This window comes from 'Nostoc azollae' 0708 (genome assembly GCF_000196515.1).
Taxonomy (GTDB): Bacteria; Cyanobacteriota; Cyanobacteriia; order Cyanobacteriales; family Nostocaceae; genus Trichormus_B; species Trichormus_B azollae.
Map to the genome: position 1 here is coordinate 3576933 of NC_014248.1, position 26143 is coordinate 3603075.

At 37.1% G+C, this 26143-nt stretch carries 25 protein-coding genes and 5 pseudogenes; 19 read left to right on the forward strand and 11 right to left on the reverse strand.

Features of this window, described 5'->3' with window-relative positions:
- Positions 1-24: 24 nt before the first annotated feature.
- Positions 25-848 (reverse strand): annotated as a pseudogene (locus tag AAZO_RS16700) (SPFH domain-containing protein); the annotation flags it as partial.
- A 222-nt stretch (positions 849-1070) separates the two neighbouring features.
- Positions 1071-2299: pseudogene (locus AAZO_RS43930) on the reverse strand (IS1634 family transposase); the annotation flags it as partial.
- A gap of 301 nt (positions 2300-2600) precedes the next feature.
- Here AAZO_RS43930 and AAZO_RS38915 point away from each other — a divergent pair.
- Together AAZO_RS38915 and AAZO_RS38920 are read left to right on the forward strand one after the other, a co-directional pair.
- Positions 2601-2891, forward strand: a complete 291-nt coding sequence (locus AAZO_RS38915; RefSeq protein WP_041641078.1) for a transposase family protein — start codon at positions 2601-2603, stop codon at positions 2889-2891.
- A gap of 61 nt (positions 2892-2952) precedes the next feature.
- On the forward strand, positions 2953-3252 hold the full coding sequence (locus AAZO_RS38920; protein WP_266889605.1) for a transposase family protein: 300 nt from the start codon (positions 2953-2955) through the stop codon (positions 3250-3252).
- A gap of 184 nt (positions 3253-3436) precedes the next feature.
- Here AAZO_RS38920 and AAZO_RS43935 read toward each other — a convergent pair.
- A pseudogene (locus AAZO_RS43935) lies at positions 3437-3857 on the reverse strand (DUF4277 domain-containing protein); the annotation flags it as partial.
- A 577-nt stretch (positions 3858-4434) separates the two neighbouring features.
- On the opposite strand from AAZO_RS43935, the gene AAZO_RS16720 reads away from it, so the two are divergent.
- From AAZO_RS16720 to AAZO_RS38930, 3 genes are read left to right on the forward strand one after another with little or no spacing between them, the layout of a single operon-like run.
- Entirely contained in the window at positions 4435-4818 is a 384-nt protein-coding gene (locus tag AAZO_RS16720) for a hypothetical protein (protein ID WP_228371255.1), read from the forward strand.
- Positions 4819-4833: 15 nt separating this feature from the next.
- Positions 4834-5340 (forward strand): hypothetical protein, encoded by a 507-nt coding sequence (locus AAZO_RS38925; protein ID WP_228371256.1) that lies wholly within the window; start codon positions 4834-4836, stop codon positions 5338-5340.
- Positions 5341-5391: 51 nt separating this feature from the next.
- Complete coding sequence (locus tag AAZO_RS38930) at positions 5392-5835, forward strand: hypothetical protein (protein ID WP_228371257.1); 444 nt, start codon at positions 5392-5394, stop codon at positions 5833-5835.
- Here the strand turns inward: AAZO_RS38930 and AAZO_RS30995 are convergent.
- Positions 5775-6204 (reverse strand): annotated as a pseudogene (locus AAZO_RS30995) (NfeD family protein). The gene AAZO_RS38930 and the pseudogene AAZO_RS30995 overlap by 61 nt on opposite strands.
- A gap of 151 nt (positions 6205-6355) precedes the next feature.
- Here AAZO_RS30995 and AAZO_RS16735 point away from each other — a divergent pair.
- From AAZO_RS16735 to AAZO_RS27090, 3 genes and pseudogenes are all read left to right on the forward strand, one after another.
- Positions 6356-8320, forward strand: a complete 1965-nt coding sequence (locus AAZO_RS16735; RefSeq protein WP_041643337.1) for a PP2C family protein-serine/threonine phosphatase — start codon at positions 6356-6358, stop codon at positions 8318-8320.
- A 197-nt stretch (positions 8321-8517) separates the two neighbouring features.
- Positions 8518-8778 carry a ferredoxin-thioredoxin reductase variable chain gene (locus tag AAZO_RS16740; RefSeq protein ID WP_041641130.1) on the forward strand — a complete coding sequence of 87 codons (261 nt, stop codon included), beginning with the start codon at positions 8518-8520 and terminating at the stop codon, positions 8776-8778.
- Between the two features lie 493 nt (positions 8779-9271).
- Positions 9272-10295: pseudogene (locus AAZO_RS27090) on the forward strand (IS701 family transposase).
- A gap of 80 nt (positions 10296-10375) precedes the next feature.
- Here AAZO_RS27090 and AAZO_RS16750 read toward each other — a convergent pair.
- The 7 genes from AAZO_RS16750 to AAZO_RS32865 form a co-directional block, all read right to left on the reverse strand.
- A complete protein-coding gene (locus AAZO_RS16750; protein ID WP_041643343.1) occupies positions 10376-10594 on the reverse strand; it encodes a hypothetical protein in 219 nt (72 codons plus the stop codon).
- Positions 10595-10642: 48 nt separating this feature from the next.
- On the reverse strand, positions 10643-11434 hold the full coding sequence (locus AAZO_RS16755; protein WP_013192142.1) for a YdcF family protein: 792 nt from the start codon (positions 11432-11434) through the stop codon (positions 10643-10645).
- Between the two features lie 56 nt (positions 11435-11490).
- Positions 11491-12000: a hypothetical protein gene (locus AAZO_RS16760; RefSeq protein WP_013192143.1), complete on the reverse strand. Its 510-nt coding sequence runs from the start codon at positions 11998-12000 to the stop codon at positions 11491-11493.
- Positions 12001-12166: 166 nt separating this feature from the next.
- Positions 12167-13693 (reverse strand): bifunctional aminoglycoside phosphotransferase/ATP-binding protein, encoded by a 1527-nt coding sequence (locus AAZO_RS16765; RefSeq protein ID WP_013192144.1) that lies wholly within the window; start codon positions 13691-13693, stop codon positions 12167-12169.
- Between the two features lie 115 nt (positions 13694-13808).
- A complete protein-coding gene (rplY, locus tag AAZO_RS16770) occupies positions 13809-14105 on the reverse strand; it encodes a 50S ribosomal protein L25 (RefSeq protein WP_013192145.1) in 297 nt (98 codons plus the stop codon).
- A 130-nt stretch (positions 14106-14235) separates the two neighbouring features.
- Positions 14236-15570: an adenylosuccinate synthase gene (locus AAZO_RS16775; protein ID WP_013192146.1), complete on the reverse strand. Its 1335-nt coding sequence runs from the start codon at positions 15568-15570 to the stop codon at positions 14236-14238.
- A gap of 34 nt (positions 15571-15604) precedes the next feature.
- Entirely contained in the window at positions 15605-15922 is a 318-nt protein-coding gene (locus AAZO_RS32865; protein WP_013192147.1) for a hypothetical protein, read from the reverse strand.
- A 20-nt stretch (positions 15923-15942) separates the two neighbouring features.
- Between AAZO_RS32865 and AAZO_RS38935 the strand changes: the two genes are divergently transcribed.
- The 11 genes from AAZO_RS38935 (at position 15943) to bchB (ending at position 25951) form a co-directional block, all read left to right on the forward strand.
- The gene (locus tag AAZO_RS38935; RefSeq protein ID WP_049790783.1) at positions 15943-17448 is read left to right on the forward strand and encodes an MASE1 domain-containing protein; all 1506 of its coding nucleotides are present in this window, start codon (positions 15943-15945) and stop codon (positions 17446-17448) included.
- A 461-nt stretch (positions 17449-17909) separates the two neighbouring features.
- Positions 17910-18161 (forward strand): response regulator, encoded by a 252-nt coding sequence (locus AAZO_RS38940; RefSeq protein WP_049790784.1) that lies wholly within the window; start codon positions 17910-17912, stop codon positions 18159-18161.
- Positions 18162-18173: 12 nt separating this feature from the next.
- Positions 18174-18362 (forward strand): hypothetical protein, encoded by a 189-nt coding sequence (locus tag AAZO_RS38945; protein ID WP_049790785.1) that lies wholly within the window; start codon positions 18174-18176, stop codon positions 18360-18362.
- Between the two features lie 550 nt (positions 18363-18912).
- On the forward strand, positions 18913-19899 hold the full coding sequence (locus AAZO_RS16790; RefSeq protein WP_013192148.1) for an ABC transporter substrate-binding protein: 987 nt from the start codon (positions 18913-18915) through the stop codon (positions 19897-19899).
- 71 nt (positions 19900-19970) lie between these two features.
- Positions 19971-22043, forward strand: a complete 2073-nt coding sequence (locus AAZO_RS16795) for a hybrid sensor histidine kinase/response regulator (protein ID WP_013192149.1) — start codon at positions 19971-19973, stop codon at positions 22041-22043.
- A gap of 67 nt (positions 22044-22110) precedes the next feature.
- On the forward strand, positions 22111-22320 hold the full coding sequence (locus AAZO_RS16800) for a hypothetical protein (RefSeq protein ID WP_144031320.1): 210 nt from the start codon (positions 22111-22113) through the stop codon (positions 22318-22320).
- Positions 22321-22329: 9 nt separating this feature from the next.
- Positions 22330-22533, forward strand: coding sequence for a hypothetical protein (locus AAZO_RS16805; protein WP_041641183.1), 204 nt, complete (start codon positions 22330-22332; stop codon positions 22531-22533).
- Between the two features lie 73 nt (positions 22534-22606).
- Entirely contained in the window at positions 22607-22747 is a 141-nt protein-coding gene (locus AAZO_RS35550) for a hypothetical protein (RefSeq protein WP_187289507.1), read from the forward strand.
- Positions 22748-22750: 3 nt separating this feature from the next.
- The gene (locus AAZO_RS16810; protein WP_041641187.1) at positions 22751-23059 is read left to right on the forward strand and encodes a response regulator; all 309 of its coding nucleotides are present in this window, start codon (positions 22751-22753) and stop codon (positions 23057-23059) included.
- Between the two features lie 192 nt (positions 23060-23251).
- Positions 23252-23527, forward strand: coding sequence for a DUF6444 domain-containing protein (locus AAZO_RS16815; protein WP_041641190.1), 276 nt, complete (start codon positions 23252-23254; stop codon positions 23525-23527).
- Between the two features lie 897 nt (positions 23528-24424).
- On the forward strand, positions 24425-25951 hold the full coding sequence (gene bchB, locus AAZO_RS16820) for a ferredoxin:protochlorophyllide reductase (ATP-dependent) subunit B (protein WP_013192150.1): 1527 nt from the start codon (positions 24425-24427) through the stop codon (positions 25949-25951).
- Positions 25952-26143 lie beyond the last annotated feature (192 nt).

Sequence of the window (26143 nt, forward strand, 5' to 3'; positions counted from 1 at the left end):
TATCCATACCTCACACACACCCTCTTATCCCTTATTTCCTAGCAGCGGATTGGAATCACTTGGCACATCAGAGACAATAGAGTGTATGCCTTCCAAAGTAGTAGGAATAGTGCGTGGGTCCATAAACATTATTTTGCTACTATCGCTTTTACCAATAGTTGCACCCATATCCAGATAGCCCAAGGCCAACAGCACTTCCACTGCTTTCTGGACTTCAGGATTAGCTTTCATTTTTTGAGCCGGAATTTCTGCTGATTCTGCGAGTGATTGTGCCTTCAAAACCTATTGTTGACGTTCAGCTTGCGCTGTGAGAATTATTGCTTTGTGTTCAGCTTCTGCATCTAAAAGTTGTGCATCTGCCTTACCTTTAGCAGTATTCACAGCAGACTCTCTATCACCTGCAGAAGTTAAAATTGATGCCCTTTTTCTCCTCTCCGCCGACATTTGCAATTCCATTAATTCTTGCACTGCCTTAGAGGGGATAATATCTCTCAGTTCTACCCTTGTAACTTTCACTCCCCCAGGTTCCGGTAGAAATGCCTAATCATTGTAACAGAATTTTATTAATTTCGGTGCGGGCAGTAAAAGTTTGATCCCATTCCAATTGTACCATTTCTGAACGAATTTTGGGTTAAGACCAAGTTCACCATTGCCGATTGAAGATTTTCTACCTTATAGTAGGCTTTCTCCAAATCAACAATTTGCTAATAAACCACCGCATCAACTTTGATAGAAACATTGTCACGAGTGACACATTGTTGAGGAGGAATATCTAAAACCTTTTCCCGAATCGTTTGTTTGTAAACAATATTATCGAAAAAAGGATCAATCATATTCAACCCAGAGTCTGCACTTTAATAAGTAGCATAAACAAACTATATTTACAGGAAATTCAGAACTATAGTTTTTAAAAATGCAGTAGCCATGAAAATATAAATAAATTATGCACGTCAAAATTCCAGCTTTCCTATTGTCTAAGAAAAGGTAGTTAGACAACAATGTTGAATTTGAATTTTTAAATCAGTTATGAAAATACAAGACTATACAATAGTGAATTAGAGATTTGAAAACTAAGAAAATAAATAATACTTTTGACAAGCTGTAGGTAGGAATTGGAAAATTCGACAACGTTCCTCTGTCAAGTTCAGAGTCCTATGAACTCCTCGTGTAATCAGAAAAAGTATCCCTTACTGCCTCTTTCCGAGGAGCTTCCCTAATCAAGTCAGGGAACCAGCCCAAGGCACTGGCTCTGAAATATCCAACTTAAAGTAGGGGATTCTGTAGGTTTATTCAGTTGGTTTTTAACTGTAGGTTTTTGCATCTTCAACGAGATTCTTAATTGTCTTTGTCCCACACAATAAACCAAAAGACACAATGCCATTAACATCATCATTGTCTCTACTCTTTCTGGATCTTTCATAAAAAGACTATGGGCGAAAAATAACGGGTATTTGATAACTCTCAATCCTATTTTTGTTGATTACCCTTCTCTATATATTCTCAATATTTCTATGGTTTCTAATTCCCTTGCCTCTAAAATATTTTTTGCTAAAATAAATCGACCATAAGAGTTATGATGTTGGGTGATTAACTCCTGATTTCCTATTAGTTTACCTCTTACTTGATACAGTACTGTTTGTCCTTTATTTAACCGATCAATAATTTCTAAGTCCGATATTTTATGATATTTTAATTTTGCTGCCAGTTGTTTAATCTTTAATTCCGCTAAGAATGTCTGTTCAAATTCTTCTTTGACTAATCTACCTACTTGTTTACTGATCTTTAGAAACTCCTCTTGAATGCTTTGGGTTAATTTCTTTTAAGTCTGCTTTTTTTCTGTCTGCACTGTCTACTAATAGCCATCTTTGCTCTATTCCCCCATAAGATACTTCTTCTTGGTAGCTATATCCTTTGATTTGACTTGGTTTCAGTTCTATACTGCTAAATGCTTTGACAAAGTTTTTGGCTTTTTTAATAGATAAAGGTACTCGACTTATCCATTTCATGTTCGAGCTTAATTTTAAATTACTTTCGCTATATTATATATAGCACTATCAGCCACCATCATTATACTTTCAAAATCTATTTGTTTGTCATACTCCACCAAGATTTGAGCAAATACTGCTTTATCTGATTCATTTCCTGATGCTCCTCTAAAAAATAAGGGTATATCTCTGTCACTACTTACTATTAAATCTAATATACATTGTTTTCAGTCTGGACGATAGTCATGAGAATATCCTTGTGTGATATTAGTCGGATTTTCTCGGTTCATTCCTAATTCTTGTCCTAAATTATTGAGACAAAAGACCTGTCAGGAAAATTAACTTGGTGTCAAAAAAATGGTAGAAGGGAATTTTGAGGGTCTACCAAAAGGAAAAATCGACTAAATTGACTATATTCAAGAATATCCACATCGTACAAAACAAATAATGGGAATAACTAACCATTAGTTTCAAGACTTGTTAGCCCAAGGTGAAATGCAGCATAAAAAACTTCAAGGGGAGATAGAAAGTAAAAAGATAAGTATAAATCACACAGGAGGAGGGGGGAAACGGAAAATAGAGATAAAAGAAGAGGTATGTCTATGATTCTTCTATTTGAGGAAAATACCAACACTTGAGGTTTTAGGTCTGCATTTCGGTATATGGAAAACGGAAGCAAAGGACACATTTCATTACTGGCTAGAGATATTACCAAATGTTTTGCTTGCTAGTCTCCTTAAACAGCTAGAAAAACATGATAGGGATTATGCCATGGCGATAGAACTATTGACGGAGTTTCACTTAATAGTCGACAGCATGGAACAGCCACGAGCAAGGTCTTCAGATAATCAGGAGCAAAAAAAGTATTTTTCAGGTAAGAAGAAAGAAGCAGGACACATTTTGTGAGCTTACCAGAAGGAAAAGATATTGTCGATGTAGAAGTAGGAGAAAAAGCCCAACCAGTGATATTAGCTTATTTCGAGAGCAACAAGAAAAGTTCCATAACAACAAAATGTTTGAAGGAGATAAAGCATATCAAGGAGGAAAGAATATTAGCACACCTTATAAGAAACCACGTAAAGGAGAATTAACCTTAGAATCAAAGGCAGGAAACAAAGAGTTTTCCACCAAGGATATTTTTGCTGAACAAGTCATTACACTTGTAAACATATTCCGGGCACCTCAACAAGGACTTCCCCTGAATTCCCGAATTCACTCGCAAGTAATTCTTACTATTTGTGGTTTAGTCACATTAGGAACTGGTTAATTAGTTTTCTCCATGTCATAAGTGTTAGCGATATGAGGTCAGTTATGAATTGATCATCAATATCTTCATGGATAGGAACTATCCGTAACTATTCCCAACCGTGATTTTTTCCTTAGCTCTTTCCTAATCTTAACACTATGAAAAGCCAGACACATACTCCTTTCTGAATTTTCCGCCCTCTCTAATTATTATACTCTCTATGCAAATGCAATGAGGTTGAACCCAAATGGGAATATTTGGTTGCTACTCCATATTTTCTTACTACTTCTAAGGCAATTCTTAGGAATAAGAATTTAGTTAATCCATATTTGTATAGCTTAATTTGTATAGCTTATCCACTACTCTGCCTATTTTACCATCATTTCAATCTTCAGCTTCAATTCGCGCTCCTAATGAATTTTCTATGGCTTATTCCTCAACTTTTTGAGGAATAAGCCATAGAAAACCTAGTCCATAATGATTGCTTTAGCTATTTCTCCTGTATTCACTTTCTCTCTACTATCTATTCATAATATCTTATTGATTCTTTCTACAATTCCTATCTCATCTATTATTCCCAAGTTATCAAAGTTCTTACTGTGAAACTCTTCTTTTTGGTAATTCATATTTTTGGGTATTTTTATTTAATTTAGGCTCATTACGATTCATCTTCTTATCTTTTCTCCTGAATTTGTTGTCAATACCTACGAGTTCTAAGTTGTTGGCAATTGTTACTGTATTATCTATTGTTTTACTATTTTAAGTATGTGTTTACTACGTAACTTTTTGTGATATTTCTACATTTGTATATGTACTACAAAAGGAAGTAATGAAGTGTGGAATGTGGGTTTAAGCCAGGTCTGAATTTATTTTTGTATTTCTACTAAGGCTTCATCGCCTTGATTAATCACTCTCATGGACTTAAGTACAACACTGCGACCACCAAAGGCTAAAGCTAGTAATAACAAAAATTGATACATTTTGATGACACTCCTAAGTAACCAGTAAATTTAGAACTCATCATGGACAACATTTTCAGGGTATCGGCGGAATAAGTAGGGGTAAAAGAAAAAAAGAAAAAGTTGAGGGTGGGACACAGGGCGTTATAAAATATGAGACATAAGGCAAAAAATTTTAGCAAAAGACTTATCACAAACAGAATTGCTCCAAAGCATTGAGCGAAAAGGAATTGCAGGGGAATCCATGGGTCAGAAAGTAGAGATATTACTGAATCTAATAGAGCAGTTACAATTAGAAGTTAAAGAATTACGGGCAGAAAATCAAGGGTTAAGAGATGAAAACAACCGATTGAAGGGAGAAAAGGGTCAGGCAAAGATAAAAGCCAAGAATCAAAAAGGCTTCACAAGTAATCACTCATCGGAGAAAGAGCGACAAACGCTAAAAAAGGACAACAAAGGCAGTAAGAAGGCTGGGATTAAAATAGACAGAGAAGAAATACTAGAATATCCCCAAGAATTACTGCCAGCAGAGGCGCAGTTCAAAGGGTATGAAGAAGTAATCATCCAAGACATCATCCTGGCAACCAATAACGTACTATTCCGGAAAGAGAAATACTACTCACCATGAGAAGGAAAAACCTATTTGGCAGAACCTCCTTGGGGTTATGAGGGAGAATTCGGTCTAGGAATAAAAACCCTGATTATCAGCTTGTACTATGGGGGTAACATGACCCAAGGTAACTTGTTAGAGTTCCTAGAGAATATTGACTTGCTCGAGCATTTTCAACTACCAACTAAATGGAAAAATGCTCTCCAAGTATTACCTCAAGAAACTGTGTTGAGTGAGGCAGAGTTTCATACCCTACTGGATACACATCTGCCTAAACTGGGTTCACAACAACGGACTCGGATTATGGAAGCAGCAGCTATTGCTTTCTATCATCAACAAACTGATTGGCCAGTGGTGCAAACTCTGGTCTGTGATGATGCTCCTCAATTGAAGTTACTGACTGATAATATCGTTTGGTGTTGGGTAGATGGAGGAAGAAATTATAAGAACTTAAGTGCGTTTATTGCTTGTCACCAAAAGGTTTTAGATAAATTCCTGGATGATTTCTGGAATTACTACCGAGACTTACTCCCTTGTTAAGATTCTCCCAGTCAGCAAACGGCAGATAAACTCCGGTATAAGTTTTGGAAGTTGTTCCACACTGACAGTGGTTATCAACAATTGGATGAGCGAAAACCATTAACTCTGGTCAAAGTTTCTGAGTTGCTTTATGTTTTAGAGCATCCTGAATTAGCATTACACAATAACCCGGCTGAGTTAGGTGCTAGAACTATGGTGCAGCGAGGGAATATTAGTTATGCCACTCAGACTCTCGAAGGGACTCAGACTTGGGATACTTTTATGTCTCTTGTTCCTACTACTCGTAAGTTGGGAATTAGCTTTTTTGAATATATTCGTGACCGCATTTCTAAGGTTAGGAACATTCCCTGTTTGGGGAGTATTTTTGACGAAAAATCTGCTCTCAATCCTTTTGGTTGCTCATGGATGCCAAAATTTTGTATCCCCCGAAGTATTCAGGGGATACAAAATTTTGGCATAACAATTAAAATTGTACCTTCTCTAGCAACTACATAAACTCTTTGCTGAGGTGATAGGCTGACTTTATGATCATCACATCTTGCCCGCCAAGAATTTCCCTCATATAGTACCCTTCCTGTTTGTCCAGGGAGAATTTCTGTGAGAGTTTTTCCAAATACCGCATCTGTAATTTTTGACTTATGTGGTGGTGGTTGGAAGAACCTACGGGAAAATACCACTAGTAACGTGGAAAGTAACAGCCAAATAATAACTTGCAGCCATAAACTTTTCAAACCCAAGTAAGATAAGAAAGGCACCCCCAAGGCGCTCATTCCCATCACGAAGGCTACAAAAGCCGATGGTAAAAAGTTCTGTTAAACAGATAACTATTCCTGCTAATAGCCAAATTAAGGTAAAAGTCGGCATAAGGCCATCCTGGGTAATAAATTTATCTGAATTATTAATTTTTTGATTAACTACATCTAGACAATCACTATTTACGGAAAACAAAGCTTGGTCTGTTTGTTGGCATCTAAATTTAATCGCACTTTACTTTTTATTAATTTTTACATCTATGATGATTTCTACTCAACATATCATTAATTGCTCAAATCCAGATTGTGAACAACCGATTAACAATATAGGCGAGCGCTTATGTAAAAGTTGTCAAACGCCCCTAGTTTACCGGTATCTTTGGGCTACTGGTACAATGGCAGAACAAATTACACCAGGAACAAAGATAGCAGATAGATATGAAGTAATTACTCAAAAGATATGGCTGGATACGCAACCGGGATTACCACCAAATATCCCTTTAGAATTGCCATCAGAAGTTATTCCTTACCTCAAATTATATCCAGAACAGTTACACATTCCTCAACCCTACGGATTTACTAATTCCTCCATATCTGATATAAATGATATTCTGCTGTTAGAAAATGCGCCCATAGATACCGCAGGAAATCTCTACCCAATTATTACCGAAGTTTGGGAAGAAGCAAGAGCAGTTAGACAAGCGTACTGGCTATGGCAAATTCTCCAATTGTGGACACGTTTATTAGAATTACGAGTAGCAGCAAGTTTGCTATCACCAGATAATTTGCGTGTTCAAGGTTGGTCTATCCGTCTGTTAGAACTGCACCAAACAATGGAAAATCTTACCTTACAGGATTTGGGTCAATCTTGGCAGTCGTGGGTACTAGTTGCAAAAGCAGAAATAGCCCCAGGGATAGGTAAGATTATTCAGCAGATGTGCCAGGATGGAGCAGATTTACAAACAGTTGCCAATCAACTCAATCAATTATTACTAGCATCAGCAGCAGAGTTACCCCTATTGTTGACAGTCGCAGGAGTAACAGATACAGGTCCTATGATGAAACACAATGAGGATGCCTGCTATCCCAGTAACTCGAGTCACTTCACAGATAAGCATTTAAACCCACATCTATCAATTGTTTGTGATGGTATAGGTGGCCATGAAGGTGGAGAAGTGGCCAGTCAGTTAGCAGTACAGTCTCTGAAACTACAAACCCGTGCCTTGTTAAACAATGTGGCAGAACAAACAGAAATTCTTCCTCCAGACTTGTTAAAGCAACAACTAGAAGCCAGCTTGCGGGTAGTCAATAATATGATTTGGTCTCGCAATGACGAACAAAACCGTCAAGGTAGAGAACGCATGGCAACAAGTTTAGTCATGGCGATACAATTACCCCAACGAATAGTCACAAATTCAGGGTGGGAGTCAGAAAATACCCATGAACTTTATTTAGCCAATATTGGTGATAGTCGTGCTTACTGGATAACTGCCAATTATTGCCAGTTATTGACAATAGATGATGATATAGCTACGCGGGAAGTTTGCTTTGGTCAAAGTTTGTATCGCCAAGTAATGCAAACTGATCATGCTAATGCTCTCACCCAAGCGTTAGGTACAAAAGAAGCTGAGTTTCTCAACTTTTCTATTAAACGCTTGATTTTGGAAGAAGACGGAATTTTATTATTGTGTTCCGATGGTTTAAGTGATCATCAGTGGGTAGAAAAAACTTGGCAAAATTATGCTGTGCCAGTTTTAACAGGTAAATTGACTGTGGAAGATGCTGCCCATCACTGGGTCAAGCTGGCAAATAAAAAAAATGGTCAAGATAATATATCTGTTGTTCTCACTCTATGTCGCATATCCCAAGCTTATTTAGTTCCTGTTACACCCACACCACTGGTAGTAGAACCTACGGAAACAGAGGAACTAGCAATCACTGCAGCGGAGGGAGAAACTTCGGAACTGGAAATATCAACTGTAGAATCATTGGCGGAAAGTTCTCAAGCTTTATTGAATTTAGATTTGACAGAAAAACCAGCCCTAAATCCAGTTAAAGAAACCAGTCGGAGTCAATTGGTAGTCCTCTTAGGAGGATTTTTGGCTTTGGTGATGGGAAGTACAGGTTTGGGTTTATTTGCTTGGTGGCAGCTTGAACCAGAGTCTCTTAGGCGGGTTTGTCGGCAACTTCCCCAACAAATGCAGCAATTCTGCCCAGAACCCGAATAAGCTAAATATTTCGCCAACGTGGAGATATGGTAAAATCAGCCAAGCGTGAAAAATCAGCAATAGAGTCCGCTTAGTGCTGAAAATGACCATCTAACTCTTGATAGCAGCAATAGTCTATCTGGAGAAATAGTTCATTAAAGCAAATTCAGTGAGGGATAGCTGTTGAGTAATTACTTGATAGCTAAAAACAATGACAGATGGTTGTGGAACAGCAAAAGTTAAGTGTAAGTAATGTTATGAAAGTTGGCGATCGCGTCCGTGTTAAAGAATCGGTAGTAGTTTATCATCATCCTGAACATCGCGGTCAAGCTTTTGACCTCAAAGGCACAGAAGGCGAAATTTCTGCTATTGTCACCCAATGGCAAGGCAGACCTGTAAGTGCTAATTTGCCGGTGCTAGTTGAGTTTAGTAAAAAATTTAAAGCTCATTTACGTGAGGGTGAATTAGAAATAATTTAAATGGTAAGAATTCAGGAGTCAGGAGTCAGAATTTTTTTTTACCAGGAATAGAGAAAAGCGATTTTTTATATCAAAATCATCAAATTTAACTCGAAAATCCGTTATTATTCTGACTCCTATATTTTCTATTTTCAATACTTACTTTAAATATAGGAATCCGATTTGATTACTGATAGCGCAGCGTGGCGTAGCCATACAAAATTCAGTACAAGTGGATCCTCTAAAACCCTTTTGCCTATTGTCTTTTGCTTGCCTACACAAGTAAATATGGCTTAGGCCACGCTGCGCTATCAGTAATCAAATCGGATTCCTATATATTCCAGGACTTAGGGAACTGGCACAGGCGATGGGTGAATATAGTACGTCGGTATTAAATGAATCGGATATGGAAAGCTTTATCAACCCATAAGAAGTAGCTGCAACAGGAAACATTATTGAAATATTCATGAGAAAATAGGTAGGAGATTGTATTAGATAAATGTTGCTGAAGGTAATGAGATTTACTAAAGTTGATTACTACCAATACTTATGGAGTAGTCAAATTAATTATATATACAATTACTAATTTAGCAGAGCATTTAGGAAGTATTAGCCATGATGCAATTAACTATTATTTAAAAACCGAAAAGTTAACATCTCGTTTACTATGGGATAAGGTGAAAGAGGTAGTAGAACCTGATGGTAATGGGTATATCATATTTGATGATAGTGTTTTAGACAAAAGATATTCTGAAGAAATAGAGATGGTGAGGAGACAATATAGTGGTAATGAACATGGCATACTCCAAGAAATTGGTGTAGTCAGTTGTGTATATGTGAATCCTAAATTTCAAAGATTTTGGGTAATAGATTACCGCATTTTTAATACTGATGTGGATGGTAAAAGCAAGATAGATGATGTGAAAGATATGCTGCAAAACCTGGTGTATCATCAGCTTTTTCCATTTAATACGGTTTTGATGGACACATGGTATGCGGTAAACAGTTTAATGTTGTATATTGATAGCTTAGACAAAATTTAAATTTATTATTGCCCTTTAAAAAGGGATCGGTTAGTTGATGATACATTTGCCAAAGAAAAAGATAACCCTATTGAATTATGAGAATGGAGTACTGAAGAGTTAGAATGTGGTAAATTAATAAAAATTAAAGGGTTTCCCGCTCAGAAAAAAGTGAAACTACTCCGGGTTGCTATTTCTAGCAACAGAACGGATTATGTCGCTACTAAGGATTTATCTCAAAGTTCTACGAATGTTGTACAAGAGGTATGTAAAATTCGTTGAAAAATCGAGGATTTTCACCGAGAGATTAAACAAATAACTGGCCTTCAATCTTGTCAATGTCGTAAAGCTAGGCTTCAAAGAAATCATATTGCTTGTGCAATGTTGGTTTGGATTAGGTTAAAGAATTTAGCCTATTAAACTGGTCAAACTATTTATCAAAACAAGCATAGATTCCTTTCTAATTATTTAATTCAGCGATTAAAACGCCCAAGTCTTCCTATGTGCTTGGTTTGAGTTCAATTGTTGCGTGCCAGGGCTACATCCCGCCCGCTATTTGTGCCAGTTCCGTAAGTCCTGTATTCTTAATTCATCTTTTAGCGGCGACGAAACCACCCCATGATATTTGGTTCGCCGCGCATTTTTTCTAAATCTCTACGGTTTTGGGCTGCAGTTGTGTAGTACCATTCACAATAGCGTTTAAATTCAGAACGAGTCCGAACTTCGTGGTAAAATTCTACTGTTGTTTGGTGAACTACAAAGATATCCTGAGTTTCCGTCTGAGGTGACGGGATAATATAAGGTAGTTCTTTCATTGGTAATTGATGATTGATAATCATCAGAAGTTTTTTAATTTTTAATTTTTACAACCAACCCCGTAAACTATAAATAACACTGCCAATATATTCTTTTAAAGCGTTGGTGAATTGATACAAATTAGTGGTATCTGGTAATAAATTCAGTATAGCGCCTTTGGGACTGCTGGTAAGTTCCTGAAGTTCTCCTTGGCTAACTAGAAAGTCTGTGGGTGCAGGAATAACATCAATACCTTGACGCTGGAATATTTTGAGCGCTCGCGGTGTGTGCATGGCTGATGTTACTAACAATACTTTTTTAATTCCGCGATTTTCGAGGGTTTCTTTGACATTTACCGCATTTTGATAGGTATTTAAAGAATCGGGTTCTTGAATAATCGCCTCGGAAGGAATACCAATAGATGTCAAAATGGCAGCCATATCAGTAGATTCTTGAGAAGCACTACCACGCCAATCTATACGACCACCACTCAAGACAATTATAGGCGCTTTTTTTTGGCGATAGAGTTGAGCTGCATAAATAACACGATCGCCAGATTCACTTAAATCAACAGTGGGACGAGGCCAGACACCTGATTTAGTCGCACCACCTAAAACCACAATAGCTTCTGCTTGCGGTATTTCAGCCAATGGGATATTTTGCCATTCTAGCGATCGCACAAGATTTTTAGCCACCCAAGCATTACCACAAACCAGCAATAAAGTTAAAGATAGAGAAATTGCCATCGCCGCAATCTTTGGTCGTTTCCACAAACTCACTAAAGCAACTATTAAACTAACACAGGCTAAATCCAGAGGATAAAAAAACCGAGGCAATAATTTAGAAAGATATAGAAACATAATTCGTAACTTCTAATTCGTAATTTCTAATTTACTCCAATGCCTAATTAGCAATCTTACTTTTGCCAAAATCTAAAACTAAAACTTCTACTAGGACGACGAAAACGACGAGTAGATATTCTTTTGTTTCGTGAAATACGTCTCTCATCAGGATATTCAATATCTACTTGTACCAGGTCATCTGATAGCTGAGTTTTGGTTGCTTCTTTACTTCTCCACCAAGCAATAATCCAGCCGCCACCGAAAGCAGCAAATCCTCCAAATAAAATACTTATTGGTGCTGAATAACCAATAAACACAAAGCCAAACATAAAAACTAACCAGTATTTAAGTGCTGCATCAATGCCATCATTAGAAGCTACATCTGGTATCTGGGGTTTATTTTCGTTGACTGCTGTAAACCAACCTAAAGCAACACCACCCATAATACCTATAAAGAAACTCAGTATTAATGAAGCTCCTGTAAAACTAGAAATAATTGTTAAGAGAAAACCAAATACTAGTTGGGAAAAAAAGTTTGGATAAGAAGATAATATTTCACTGAGGATATTCTTGTTAAATGCCATAATCTTGAGAATCCAAGCTTCAAAATAGAGCTTACAGCAGGCTGAGCATTAATGTTCACGTAGTGTATCGTAGACATACTTCCTCTGGAAGAGGCACAAAATTCAAAAAATAGGCAACAGGAAATAATAATGAATATATCTCTCTACTTCTGTCACCTGTCACTTGCTATAATTGTGCTTCCAATGATTGAGTCGTATCCAATATTTTCAGGTATGGTTGTTCCTGATTTGTAAAAGGTTCAGCTTGTTTAATTTGAGATACCAATAAATCCGCAGTAGCATCAGCAATATCACCAGTACGGTTAACAAGACGCTCTTGTAATACTTCTATTGGTGCAGTGCAGTGGATAATCTGTAAAGGTAATTGATTTTGTTGTGTTTGTGTTATCACCTCCTGTCGCAAATGTTGACGATCATACTTAGCATCTAAAATTACACACCAACCTTGATTAGCAAGTGAAATCCCTAATGTCAACAACCTGTTATAAGTCTTCTGTGTCATCTCTGGCGTATATATTTTATCACCACCACGTTCTAGCAGAGGAATACCAGCCAAATGTTTTCTGACGGCATCAGAACGGAGATGAACTGCACCTAATTTCCGAGCCAAATATCTAGCTGTTGTACTTTTACCAGAACCAGATAACCCTGACATCAAAATCACTTGACCCTGCTTAGGTATAGTATAATCCCATGCTTGGCAATAATACGCAGATGCAGTCTTTCCTGCTTCTTCCTTCACACTCGCGGGTAAATTTGGATCATCTAATAAAAACGAAGTCACTTTAGCCCGGACATAGGCTTGACGGCTTAAATACAAAGGTAAAACCTGTAAACCTTCCCAATCACCAGTTTGTTCTGCATAAGTATTCAAAAAGGCATTACCTAAATCTTTTCGGCCTTTTGCTTCTATATCCATTACCGTAAATGCCACATCATACATGACATCCACAAAGCGAAATGGCTCATTGAACTCTATGCAGTCAAACACCATAATTTTGTCGTGCCATCGAGCAATATTTCTCAGGTGTAAATCCCCATGACATTCACGAATATAGTTATTGACAATTCTAATAACAAATAATTCTGGACGTTGGTCAAAAAAGTTATCTGTATATGCTTTTGTTTGTGCAAAGCGTTCCTGTGTCTGAGGAGCACCAATATACTTTAGGGTTTGTTCGTAATTTTCATCAATAGCCAACCGCACTTGTGATACTTCACCAAAGCTCCGGATGTGATCATTTGTCTGGGCTTGAGCATGATATTCAGCTACCAATCGTCCCAATTCTTCCAAATCAGTCTCATTTAATTTGTTTTGGGCAAGAAGTTCACTGAAGAGGGCTTCTTGGGGAAATTGCCGCATTTTCAGGGCATATTCGACTGCCTCTCCTGTACCTCCTAAATGATATTTTTCTCCTTCTAAAGTCACAGGTAAAACTTCCAAGTATAGTTCACCTGCTCCTCGTTCATTTAAGCGTAACTCTTGGTGACAAAAATGTTGTCGCCTTTCTAAGGTGGAGTAGTCTAAAAAGCCAAAATTTACAGGTTTTTTCAGTTTGTATGCATAATCCCCAGTTAGTAGCACATAAGAAACGTGAGTTTGTATTAATTCAATAGGTTCTGTGACTGGATGAGAATAGAATCCAGGTTTTAACATTTGCTGAATTAAATCTGGAAGATTGGTCTCTGTCATGGGATTTATGTTAACTCAATTTGCTTATAAAAGTAATAGCTTAACAAAAAACCAGGGTGAATCCCTGGTTTAATGAGCAATTATGACAAAGGTTTAATGAACAATAGAGTGTAGTTTAGGCTTTAGTAACGAAAAAACTCAGGTGATAAGGTGTTCCCTTCGCTGGATGAATCTGGACTTCGCGGAGTACAGTTTTACCACTCCACTCAAGTTCAGGAATATTGAGTTCAATCTCAGTCTTATTGGGAGCTGCTTGTTTGAGTAAACGTTCAACCACTTTGGCATCAACTACTAAAGAAATTGATTCTGTGCCTTTGTGACCGTACAAATTAGCGGGAATTAAACCAGAACGGCGTAAAGCTTTGGGTTTGCTACCTTCTGGACGTTTTTGAGATTCTACTGCGATCGCCATACTTAGTTTTAATTTGTTAGTTGTCAGTTATCAGTTGTCAGTTATCAGTTGTCAGTGAAAAAAGGAGGAAGGCAGGAGGCAAAAGCCAAGAGGTGATTTTTCTCTTACACCCCTACATGCTGTTTCCTGACTAAACAGAAACCGGTGTACCGTCTGCTTGCAAGAGAGCGCGTTTGGGTCCGTGAATAGGATCTTCAACAATGATAGTTTGATCACGACTTGCTCCCAAGGAAATGATCGCAATCGGGACTTCCATCAGTTCTGCTAAGAATTTTAGATAGTCTAGTGCTTGCTGTGGTAAGTCTTCCAAGGTACGGCATTCGGTTGTTGGTAGTTGCCATCCTGGTACGGTTTTGTAGATGGGACGACAACGGGCAAACTGACGGGCGCTGGTGGGGAAGTGTTCACAGCGTTGGCCATCTATTTCATAAGCTACACAAACTTGGATTTCTTCTAGCTCATCTAGTACATCTAGTTTGGTCAGTGCCATACAATCCATGCCGTTAATACGGACTGCATAACGCCCAATGACTGCATCAAACCAACCACAACGGCGCTTTCTACCTGTCGTTGTGCCAAATTCTGCACCGCGATCGCCCAACATATCTCCCACTTCCCCATGCAATTCTGTGGGGAATGGTCCTTCACCTACTCTAGTGGTGTACGCTTTGGATACACCAATCACCCGGTCTATCATTGTCGGTCCAAGACCAGTGCCGACGCAAGCACCCCCAGCTACAGGATTAGATGAGGTGACATAGGGATAAGTCCCATGATCCAAGTCCAGCAGTGTTCCCTGTGCGCCTTCAAACAAAATGTTACGTCGTTTCTGCACTGCATCATATATTTTTAATGATGTATCTACTACAAAAGGACGTAACCTTTCTGCATACTTTAAATACTCTGCAATGACTTCTTGGGGATCAAGGGGCGGGAGATTATACAGCTTTTCTAAAATGGTGTTCTTATAATTTATAGTCCATTCCAGCTGTTCATGTAATCCGATAGGATCCATCAGGTCTAAAATCCTAATGCCTATCCGTTCTGATTTATCAGCGTAGGTAGGGCCAATTCCTCTACCAGTCGTACCGATTTTATGATTGCCCCGTTTTTCTTCTGCTGCCTTGTCAATTAGTCGGTGATAGGGCATAGTAACATGAGCAGTCTGAGATATCAGCAGATTGTCCGTAGAAATATTTAGTTGTTCTAGTTGCTCGAGTTCTTTTATCAATACCTGTGGATCTATGACTGTCCCACAGCCGATAATACACTCAGTATCTGGATACAATATACCAGAGGGAATTAAGTGCAGCTTAAATGTCTGACCTTGGACTACTATTGTGTGTCCAGCGTTAACTCCCCCCTGGTAACGTACCACCACGTCTGCGGAGCGGCTGAGTAAGTCAGTTATTTTACCTTTTCCTTCATCGCCCCATTGAGCGCCTATGACAATGACGTTAGCCAAGAGATTATATTAAAGGGTAAAGTTTCCACAGATATTAATTATTAACAGATTTTTCATCTTCTGTCAAGCAATTTAGGTGATTGGCAATGGGTAATTGGTAATTGATAAAATCATGACTTATTTCCTTATATGTATCACCAGCCATCCGATTTTGCATTAACCCCATGGATAAATCTGGGGGCTTGTACCATCCAGGAATTATCAATACCCAATACCCAATACCCAATACCCAATACCCAATACCCAATACCCAATACCCAATACCCAATCCCCAATACCCAATACCCAATCCCCAATACCCAATACCCAATACCCAATACCCAATACCCAATACCCAATACCCAATACCCAATACCCAATACCCAATCCCCTATGGAAATTCTGCAACGTCTTGGTATTGAATACCAAAATCCTCGCTTGTGGTTTGATGTATTAATTATTGCTATTAGCTACTATGTTAGTTCTTGGCTGGTTTTGAAAAAAATGTCTGTTCCTCCTTTTGGTACTCCTGTTTGCCCAGGTACGGGTTTTACTATTGGCTTTCTATTGTTGTGGGGGCGATCGCGTTGGTTCGGTGTATTTTTAGGAGCAATGTTGGCTAATTATACCGACATTAAATTTATAATTTTAGCAATTCCAATTCTTGGAGGTATTGGTACCACTATTAACTCACTAATTACTGTAATAGTAATCGTTAGATCAAGTCGAACTAATTACCCTTTTAATCAAGTTAGAGATGTAGTAATTTTTTCTTTTTGTAGTTTATTTACTAGAACTGTCTTTCAATCTTTCTTAAGTGTGATTACGGTTCGCTTAGGTGGTGATGAAGGGTGGAATAAATATTTAGATATTTTTTCTGGTTGGTGGGTCGCTTATGCTATCGGAATTTTGGTATTTGCTCCTCCTATTTTAATTTTTCTTCAAAAGATAGTTAAGTCGGAAGTTGAATCCAGACCAAACAAAGAAATCTTATTGGCAGTAATTACTTTATGTATACTTAGTTATTTTACTTTTCTTCAACCACAACCATTAGAGTATTTACTTTTACCACCGTTACTTTGGTCTGCTTTTCAGTTTGGTCGAACAATTACTACTTGGTTAGTAGCAATTATATCTATAATAGCTTCTGTAGCTACGAGTTATCGTTTAGGAGTGTTTTATGACGCAGCTTTAAAAGATCATTCAATCATATTATTACAACTGTTTATTGGCGTGATTAGTATAACTGTGATGGTGATGTTAGCCATCATTGCAGAGAATCATCAATATAGGTTAAATCTAAAAATAGTCAATACGGAATTAGAACAACGAGTTTTTGAGTGCACCAGGGATTTGCAAGAGAGCGAAGCTAAAGCACAGGAATTAGCTGCTAAAGCTGAAGCTGCAAACCAGGCCAAGAGCGCGTTTATTGCTAAGATTAGTCACGAATTGCGCTCGCCACTGAGTGCTGTGATCGGTTTTTCACAATTGATGTTACGTGCAAATAATCTTCCTTTTGAGCAATATGAAAATGCAGGTATTATTTATCGCAGTGGAGATTGTTTGCTAACCCTGATTAATCATATTATAAATTTATCAAAAATTGAAGCAGGTAAAGGTTTTCTGAATGTAAATAACTTTGAGCTATATCGGTTGCTAGATGATTTAGAAGATATGCTATATTTACGCGCCAGCAATGAGGAATTAAAACTAATGTTACGACGCACTAAAAATGTCACCCAGTATATTTGTATTGATGGAGTTAAACTTCGTCAAATTTTAATTAATTTAATAATCAATAGCATCAGATTTACCCATAAAGGTGATAGTACAGTTAGTACAAACAAGGTGAATGAAGAAAGTAGAAATGTTTTTTACTGTTCATTTCAGAGTAAGTGATACAGGTGTGGGTATTGCTGCGGCTAAATTACCAAAAATATTGGATTTGAAGCCTTTGCTCAAGCATAAGGAGGAAAAGAGATACAAGAAGGAATGGGTTTAGTTTAGCTATTAGTGGCAGGTTTGTACAACTCATGGGTGGAGATATTTAAGTTTAAACTGCAATAGGAAAATGTACAACTTTTAAAGTTTCTATTCAAGCAACATTAGGTCAAGTAATAGTTAATAATTAATTATCCAGAGGAATATCAACGAGTCATAGGAATTGCTCCAGGACAACCTACATATAAAATATTAGCAGTAGATGAGCAACCTATTTATTAATCGTCAATTATTGTTTAAGCCTTTATAAAAGTTGGTTTTTGAAATGAAAGAAGCTAGTAATGGACAATAATCAATCGCCATTTGGGATAAATGGGAACCTCATTGAATTTGGATGGATATGAGAATGCTGATTATGGATGGCTATGATGGAACTAAACATATTAAGTCTACTAGGCAATGCTACCGCTGTAATAGCATTAACAGCGAGTCTTCTAGAAGAAGAAAAGGCCATTGTTATTTCAGCCAGTTGTGATGATTTTCTCCGTAAACCTTTTACAGAGCATACAATTCTTGAAGGGCTTGCGAAACATTTAGGTGTAAAATATCTCTATGCAAAAACAACTGCACTTAATTTAGATAATTCAGAAGCCAGCACTTTGACATCGTAAAATTTGACCTGTATGTCAGAAGGATGGACTAATCAGTTATACGAAGCTGCATTCGAAGCAAACACTAATTATGTGATGGAATTTCTTGAATCAATTCCTAAAACAGAAACTTTTTCGATTCAATCCTTGACAAAACATGCTAGAGAATTTGAACTTGAAAAGTTAGTTGATTTAGCTGCGACTTTAATCAGCAATGAATAGCCATAGTGCTGATAAATTGAAATAAGGTCATTTGAAATTAATTTGAAAGAGATAACAAAACCTAATTATGTAAATAAACATAGAATTGACTAAAAAATTCTGGTTCTTCAGTTCTTTTTGTGAAGAACCTGGTAAATATCATTAAAGACCTTATTCTCTAGGCATTTTATTTAAAGTAAATAAGGGCATAATTCTTTATACACCTTTCCCAGTAAGGGTTTTATTATAATCAATCCTCAATCACCATAAAAACAGTCAATGCAAGAGCCAAACTTATTCTCATCTAATTTCTGGTTACTTAAATCTGTTTCTATTAGTAGAAAATATGGCAGGATAGGTTTAGGTTTAGCAAAAATACCAATTTAATTAAATTAACAAACATTCATAATCTGGATGAAAATAATTCATAATTTGTAATTAAGTTTTGAAAGAGATATTTATAACTACTTACAAAACTTTCTGTATTGAGGAATAGGGGGTTTTAAACTCCCATATTCGGTAAAATTTGTTAAAATTCTCATAAAATGTCAATCTAGATCATGGCGATTACATGAATTTAATTAATTTACTCATAAAGTACCAAAACAGACTGTTAAATAAAAGTTCAGGAGTTCTGTTTGTTAAACTCCTAAAACATTTAACTTGGAGTATAGTTACGGTAGTTTTAGGGATTGCTCTCGCAAATCGTACCACTGAACCCGTTGCACCATTACGCATTGGTGCTAATCTTTGGACAGGATATGGAACTTTATATCTCGCCCGTGACTTGGGTTATTATGACAAAAAGCCGGTCAAGTTGGTAGATTATCCTTCAGGAACAGAGGAAGTAAGAGCTTATCGCAACAATGAAATTGAAGGTGCAGGGTTATCAATTGACCAAGCGATCTCTCTAGCAGCAATCCAAGAAAATATTAAGATTATTGCCATTATGGAAGTTTCTCATGGTGGGGACGTGTTTTTAGGAAAACCAGAGATTACAGACATGAAAGCCTTAAAGGGCAAGCGAGTGGGGGTAGAAGCAACTTCTTTAGGAGCTTTATTTATTACTCATGCGCTGGAAAAACATGGGATATCTGTTAAAGATATTCAGATTTTTCCTTTAGAACTTACAGAATATGAACAAGCCTATAAACAAGGAACCCTAGATGCTGTTTTTACCTTTGGTCTAGTGAAAATTAAACTACTGGTAGCAGGGTCAAGGTCATTATTTGATAGCAAGCAAATTCCTGGAGAAATTGTGGATATTCTCGCTGTTAGTACAGAAGCGCTCACTAATTATTCTGACACTATTAAAGCATTAATAAATCCACGATTTTGCGCCTTCAATCATTCTAAAAAAAGTCCTGGATATGCAGACATTCGTATTACTAAACGAACTCAGTTAACCCCAAAAAGAATTTGGGAGACCTTTAAACTATTACGTCAAAATAATTTACAGGAAAATCAAAAAATACTTAATGAGACTAATCTTAAAATTGTTAATAATATGAAAAATTTTATACAAAAAACGTGGGAATTATGCTGGAAATTCGATTGATATAAAAAGGTGATTTATCTTGTAACTCTGCTCGATAATGAATTTATTAAAAATGCCAAATTATAAAAATAATGATGAAAAAATTCCCCCTCCCTCTAAGATATTCAATTCCGTTAATTTTAATATTTTTTGGTGGCTTATTTGGCATAACTTCCTTTAATAAAGAAATTACGGAAACATATAAAAAAACAGAACTAAGTACTAAAAATTATCTACGAATTTCCGCAGGACAAACATCAAAGATCCTAGATTATTTATATGGGAGATCAGATATTAAAGATGGAGAAACTTCGATTATTAGTCAGCTAAGTAATGATCCAAATATTGATGTATTAATGGTAATTGATGAGCAAGATATTATTCATGTATCTAACCGTTACGAACTAAAAAATACTCCCATTAGTAACACAGTTGCTGCCGCGTACGCTTCTAAGTTAACTACTGTGCGAGCAACACTTACAGGAGAGGTTATACTTTCTCAAGATAAGCAGAAACTAATTGCAATTTATCCTATTCTTTTACAGGTTTTGCCTGATGAAGTAAGCTCTTCTAGGGTAGGAATTTTGTTTTTTGAATACGATCTTACTCGTGCTAAACAACAGGCATTTTGTGATGCTCTGAGACGTTCATTAATGTTCAATATCTTTTTAACTATATTTTGTTTAGGGTTATGGCTTTTCTTTGATTTAACCTTAACCCGGCGAGTTTCTTTGTTAGTTGCTGCTAGTAATAGCTTAGCTGAAGGAAATTTCAATGTCAGAACTAGATTATTAGGCTCAGATGAACTTGTACAAATTTCTGTAGCATTTGATCACATGGCGAGTAAAATTCAGGAAAATACCCTAATCCTACAGCAGGAGTTAATAAAAAGGGAAATTATAGAAGCTAAATTGAAGGAAACTAACGAACAACTTTCTATTTCTAATATTGAACTTGCTTCGCTGACTAAAGCTAAAAGTGAGTTTCTTTCCAATATGAGTCACGAAATTCGTACTCCTATGAATGGCGTGATTTGTATGGCTGAACTTCTCTCCATGAAAAACCTTTCAGAGGAACAGCAAGATATAGTCCAAACAATTCGAGATAGCGGTAATGCTCTTTTAGTAATTATTAATGATATTCTTGATTTCTCGAAAATTGAATCAGGTAATTTGCAATTAGAAGAACATCGATTTATTTTAAGAGATATTATTAAATCTGTATTTAAGCTTCTTTCTACCCAAGCAGCAACTAAAAATATTCACCTGGAATATTCGATTAATCCTGATGTACCGACTAATATTTTAGGAGATGCTACGCGCCTCCGACAAGTTTTATTGAATCTGATTAGTAATGCCATTAAATTTACTGAACACGGTCATGTTTCTATTGCAGTTTTAGCTAATAAACACCAGGAAGATCAAAAAATAGAATTGATGATATCTATTAAAGATACAGGAATTGGTATTGAGCATGACCGCTTGAATCAATTATTTCAACCTTTTACGCAAGCCGATACTTCCATTAGTCGTAAATACGGTGGCACAGGTTTAGGTTTAGCTATTAGTAAGAGTTTAGTGAATTTAATGGGAGGCAAAATTTGGGTAGAAAGTTTAGGTAATATTGGTGGTCATCCTCCTGAAAATTGGTTATCAAATTGGGTAAATAATCATTTACCAGGTTCAATCTTTCATTTTACATTTATAGCAAAAGTGGTTTTACCTAGTAGTTTAATATCAGGAAAATCTCCCCAGGTATTTCCAGTAACGACAATTAGCAAAATCTCTACTCTGAAAATTTTATTAGCTGAAGATAACAAAATCAATCAAAAAGTTGTACTACTTACTCTAAAAAAGCTAGGTTACAGTGCTGATATTGCTAACAATGGTTTAGAAGTTTTAGAAAAAATCGAAACCCAGGTTTATGATGTCATTTTAATGGATATGCAAATGCCAGAAATGGACGGCATTGCAGCCACACAGATAATTCGTCAATCTGCCAAAGTACAACCTTATATTATCGCATTAACTGCTAATGCTTTAGATGCTGATCGTCAAATATGTTTAAATGTAGGTATGAATGATTATATTAGTAAACCCATTGTTATCGCTGACTTTCAGGAAGCATTAAAAAATGCAGCAACCATTAAACTCCCAAAATTCTAAGCATTACAGCCAGTCAAATAAGCAATGTTGACAATGGCTTACACCTAGGAATTTTCCGAATATTTTCTTGAGATGGGTGTTAATTGTTCCCTTTGTTTTACAAATTTTCGGTGCAGTGGGATTAGTGGGTTATCTTTCCTATGGGAGTGGGAAAAAAGTGGTAGAAGATATGGCAAATCAGTTAATGGATCAGGCCACTAATCGGGTACAGGATCACCTTGAGGTATCTCTACAAGCTCCAGAGCAAGCAGTAACTGTTAATGATCATGCTGTCTAAGAAGGTCCCATGAACATCAATGACTTTGAGGAACTGCGTCAATACTTTTGGCAAAAAATCAACCTATCTCTTTCTTTGTCAATTACCAATTGTGGGTTCTTCAATGAAAAGGGAGAGGAGATTGGGTATACCGATATTCTCAGTCAAAAGATTCTTGAACAAGCTAAAAAGATAACTGGGAAGAATCTATCGATGGACAAGAGAGATCGCTAATCGTGAACTTGGTCAAGTTGTGGAGATAAAAGGAGTTCCTTAATTAGAAACCCTTGTAGGCGAATTTAATCAGATGGCAGAACAATTACAAACTTATTTTGAAAACTTAGAAAATAGGGCAGAGGAATGCACAGCAGAATTAGTAATTGCTAAAGAAAAAGCTGAAGTCGCCAATCAAGCTAAAAGTGTATTTATTGCCAATATTGAGTCATGAATTGTGCTCGCCACAGCTATAATTACTTTAACCGCTAGTGTTTTAGAAGAAGAAAAAGCGATTATACTTTCTGTCAGTTGTGATGATTTTTTCCGTAAACCCTTTGCGGAGCATACGATTGTTGAAGCACTATCTAAGGATTTGGGACTGAAATATCTTTATGCAGATATGACACTCAGTGGAAGCATCCATAATTTAGAAAATTTATTAACTTCAGAAAATCTAACGGTAATGACAAAAGAATGGATTGTAAGATTATATGAGAGGTCACTAGAGGCTAATGTGAATCTGATCATGGAATTAATCCAGTAAATTCCAGATACAGAGGCTCATCCTTTAAGCAAACTGATTCATCAATCTAAAAGGTAAGGATTCAGGTGGTGGGGTATTGACAAGTGTGATAGGAGAGGGAGAATATAGCAGTTATGGAAAAGAAGCTGCCACCAAAACTAGACAGAGAGATATTGAAGCAGTTGGGAACAGAGCAACTGGTAGAAATCATTATTGACCAGGGGACAAAGTATAGAGAACCTAACAAATAGAGTAGTAGAACTGGAAAAAGAAATAGATAAACTCAAAGTCAGTAGAGATTTAGAGACCATAACATTATCCAAACCACCGTCGGGAGACATCCTCAAAAAAACTGAGAACAAACAAGAAGAGAAGCAGACACGAAAACGGAAACCAGGAGGACAACCAGGGCATAGGGGAAAAAGGAGAAAGGGGTTTGGTGGAGTAGATAGATTTGAGATAGTGGGACGGCAAGTGTATGGATGGTGAGGTCAGGGGCAATTGTTTGGCGAACTAATAAAAATCCAAATACAACAAGTAGGGGAGGTGGTGGACAGGCCAATCCAAATAGTAGAATATGAAAGATATACGTGGATTTAGAGTGTATATGGGGAAACACAGTTAAAAGGGCTGGATGCATCATACCTATAAATTGGTTAATATCAATCGATGTTCAAAATCTGACGCACCCTACAAGAGATTGGATTGTGAAACCTGCGTAAGTCCTATTTTACTTAGTGCAGCATAGTTAACATTATGAAGTTCTTCTCCGATAGTTTAAAATTTATATGGTTAACATATCTCTAAAAGTTGATAAAAATATTTTGCAAAGAGTTAAGATTTATTTGCTTAAATCACAGGATTTTTAGTTAATTAAGACCCAGAATTCAAGCTAAAACTAGATTTTAGCCATTATTGATCAATGTAAACAGTAAATAGTCCTATTCCTTATTCACTCATATCTTTGAGAGAATAAGAAACGATTTAATTATCAAGCACTTATTCAGAAAATAGGCTGAAAACCCTGATTGGGTGGCGTTAGCTGCAAACAATAAATCCAAAAGATTTGTTGTTTAATCTCCCTTTAGTTCAGGAATATACGCGGACAGTTGCCGCATGTTAAGGCAGTAAAGCAGTTTATCGTTAAACGACTTTATGTTAATGCATTAGTATGAAGAATGTGTCACTCAATCTCTAAAAGGGCATTAAAAACCTGACAAGTCGAGACAGCTACAAACAAAGTAAAGGTAACACTGAGTTTAACTCAGTGAAGCTATTAGAGGTGTTTTGACTACACCTTTAAGAGTTCGCTTTTGGACTACTTAAGAATCCCTGTATCTTTCGGGGAGTGTCAAAGTTATTTAATTTTCAAAGGGAGAAGACGAGATGAAATTGGCTTACTGGATGTATGCAGGTCCCGCTCATATAGGTACTTTGCGGGTAGCTAGTTCTTTTAAAAATGTTCATGCTATCATGCACGCACCCTTGGGTGATGATTACTTTAATGTTATGCGTTCCATGTTATCGCGGGAAAGGAACTTTACCCCGGTGACAACAAGTGTGGTTGACCGTAATGTTTTGGCACGTGGTTCTCAAGAAAAGGTGGTAGACAACATTACCCGCAAGGATGCTGAAGAACACCCCGATTTGATAGTTTTAACTCCTACTTGCACTTCCAGTATTTTGCAAGAAGATTTACACAATTTTGTGGAAAGGGCGCAACTGGAAGCGAAAGGGGATGTAATGTTGGCGGACGTGAACCATTACCGCTACAACGAACTACAAGCTGCAGACCGGACTCTACACCAAATTGTCCAGTACTACATTGAGAAAGCCCGTAAAAAAGGGGAATTACCAACGGAGAAAACTGCTAAACCGTCAGTTAATATTATTGGTATTTCTACTCTTGGTTTCCACAATAACCACGATTGCACTGAATTGAAACGGTTAATGGCTGATTTGGGAATTGAGGTAAATACTGTAATTCCTGAAGGTGCTTCGGTTCATGACTTGAAAAATATGCCTCAAGCTTGGTTTAACCTAACTCCTTACCGGGAACTTGGTTTAACTACAGCTCAATATTTAGAAGAAGAATTCGGGACACCTTATGTAGATATTACCCCGATGGGGGTTGTGGAAACTGCAAGATGTATCCGCAAAATTCAGCAGGTAATTAACGCCCAAGGTGCTGAGGTTGATTATGAAGAGTTCATCAATGAACAAACTCTGCACGTATCTCAAGCTGCTTGGTTCTCCCGTTCTATTGACTGTCAGAATTTGACTGGTAAGAAAGCTGTGGTCTTTGGTGATAATACTCATGCGGCGGCTCTGACTAAGATTCTATCGCGGGAAATGGGGATTCATGTTGTTTGGGCTGGTACTTATTGCAAGTATGATGCTGACTGGTTTAGAGAACAGGTGAGTGAGTATTGCGATGAGGTGCTGATTACAGATGATCATGGGGCTATTGGGGATGTTATCGCTCGCGTTGAACCTTCTGCTATATTTGGAACACAGATGGAACGCCATGTGGGTAAACGTTTGGATATTCCTTGTGGTGTAATTGCTGCACCTATTCACGTTCAGAATTTCCCCATTGGTTACAAACCATTTATGGGTTATGAAGGCACAAATCAAATCACAGATTTAATCTATAATTCCTTCACTTTGGGAATGGAAGATCACCTGTTAGAGATCTTTGGTGGCCACGATACAAAAGAAGTCATTACCAAAGGTATTTCTGCTGAATCTGGTTTGAATTGGACAAAAGATGGACAAGCAGAATTGAATAAGATTCCTGGTTTTGTGCGCGGGAAGGTGAAGAGAAATACCGAAAAGTTTGCTCGTGAGCGCGGGTTTAAAGACATCTCTGCTGAGGTGTTGTACGCTGCCAAAGAAGCTGTAGGGGCGTAGGTTTGGGGACTCCGTAATAAGAGTGAGTGGTGAGGGGTAAGATTTACTCTTCACAACTTCTTTACTTCTTCAGTTACTCAAGAAGCGAAAATCTAAGTAAGAATTCAGGAGTCAGAATGTTTGAGGAATTGGTTAATTATCATGAAAAACTATCATGAAAAAACTGACTTCTGATGGCTGTTCGCGTAGCTT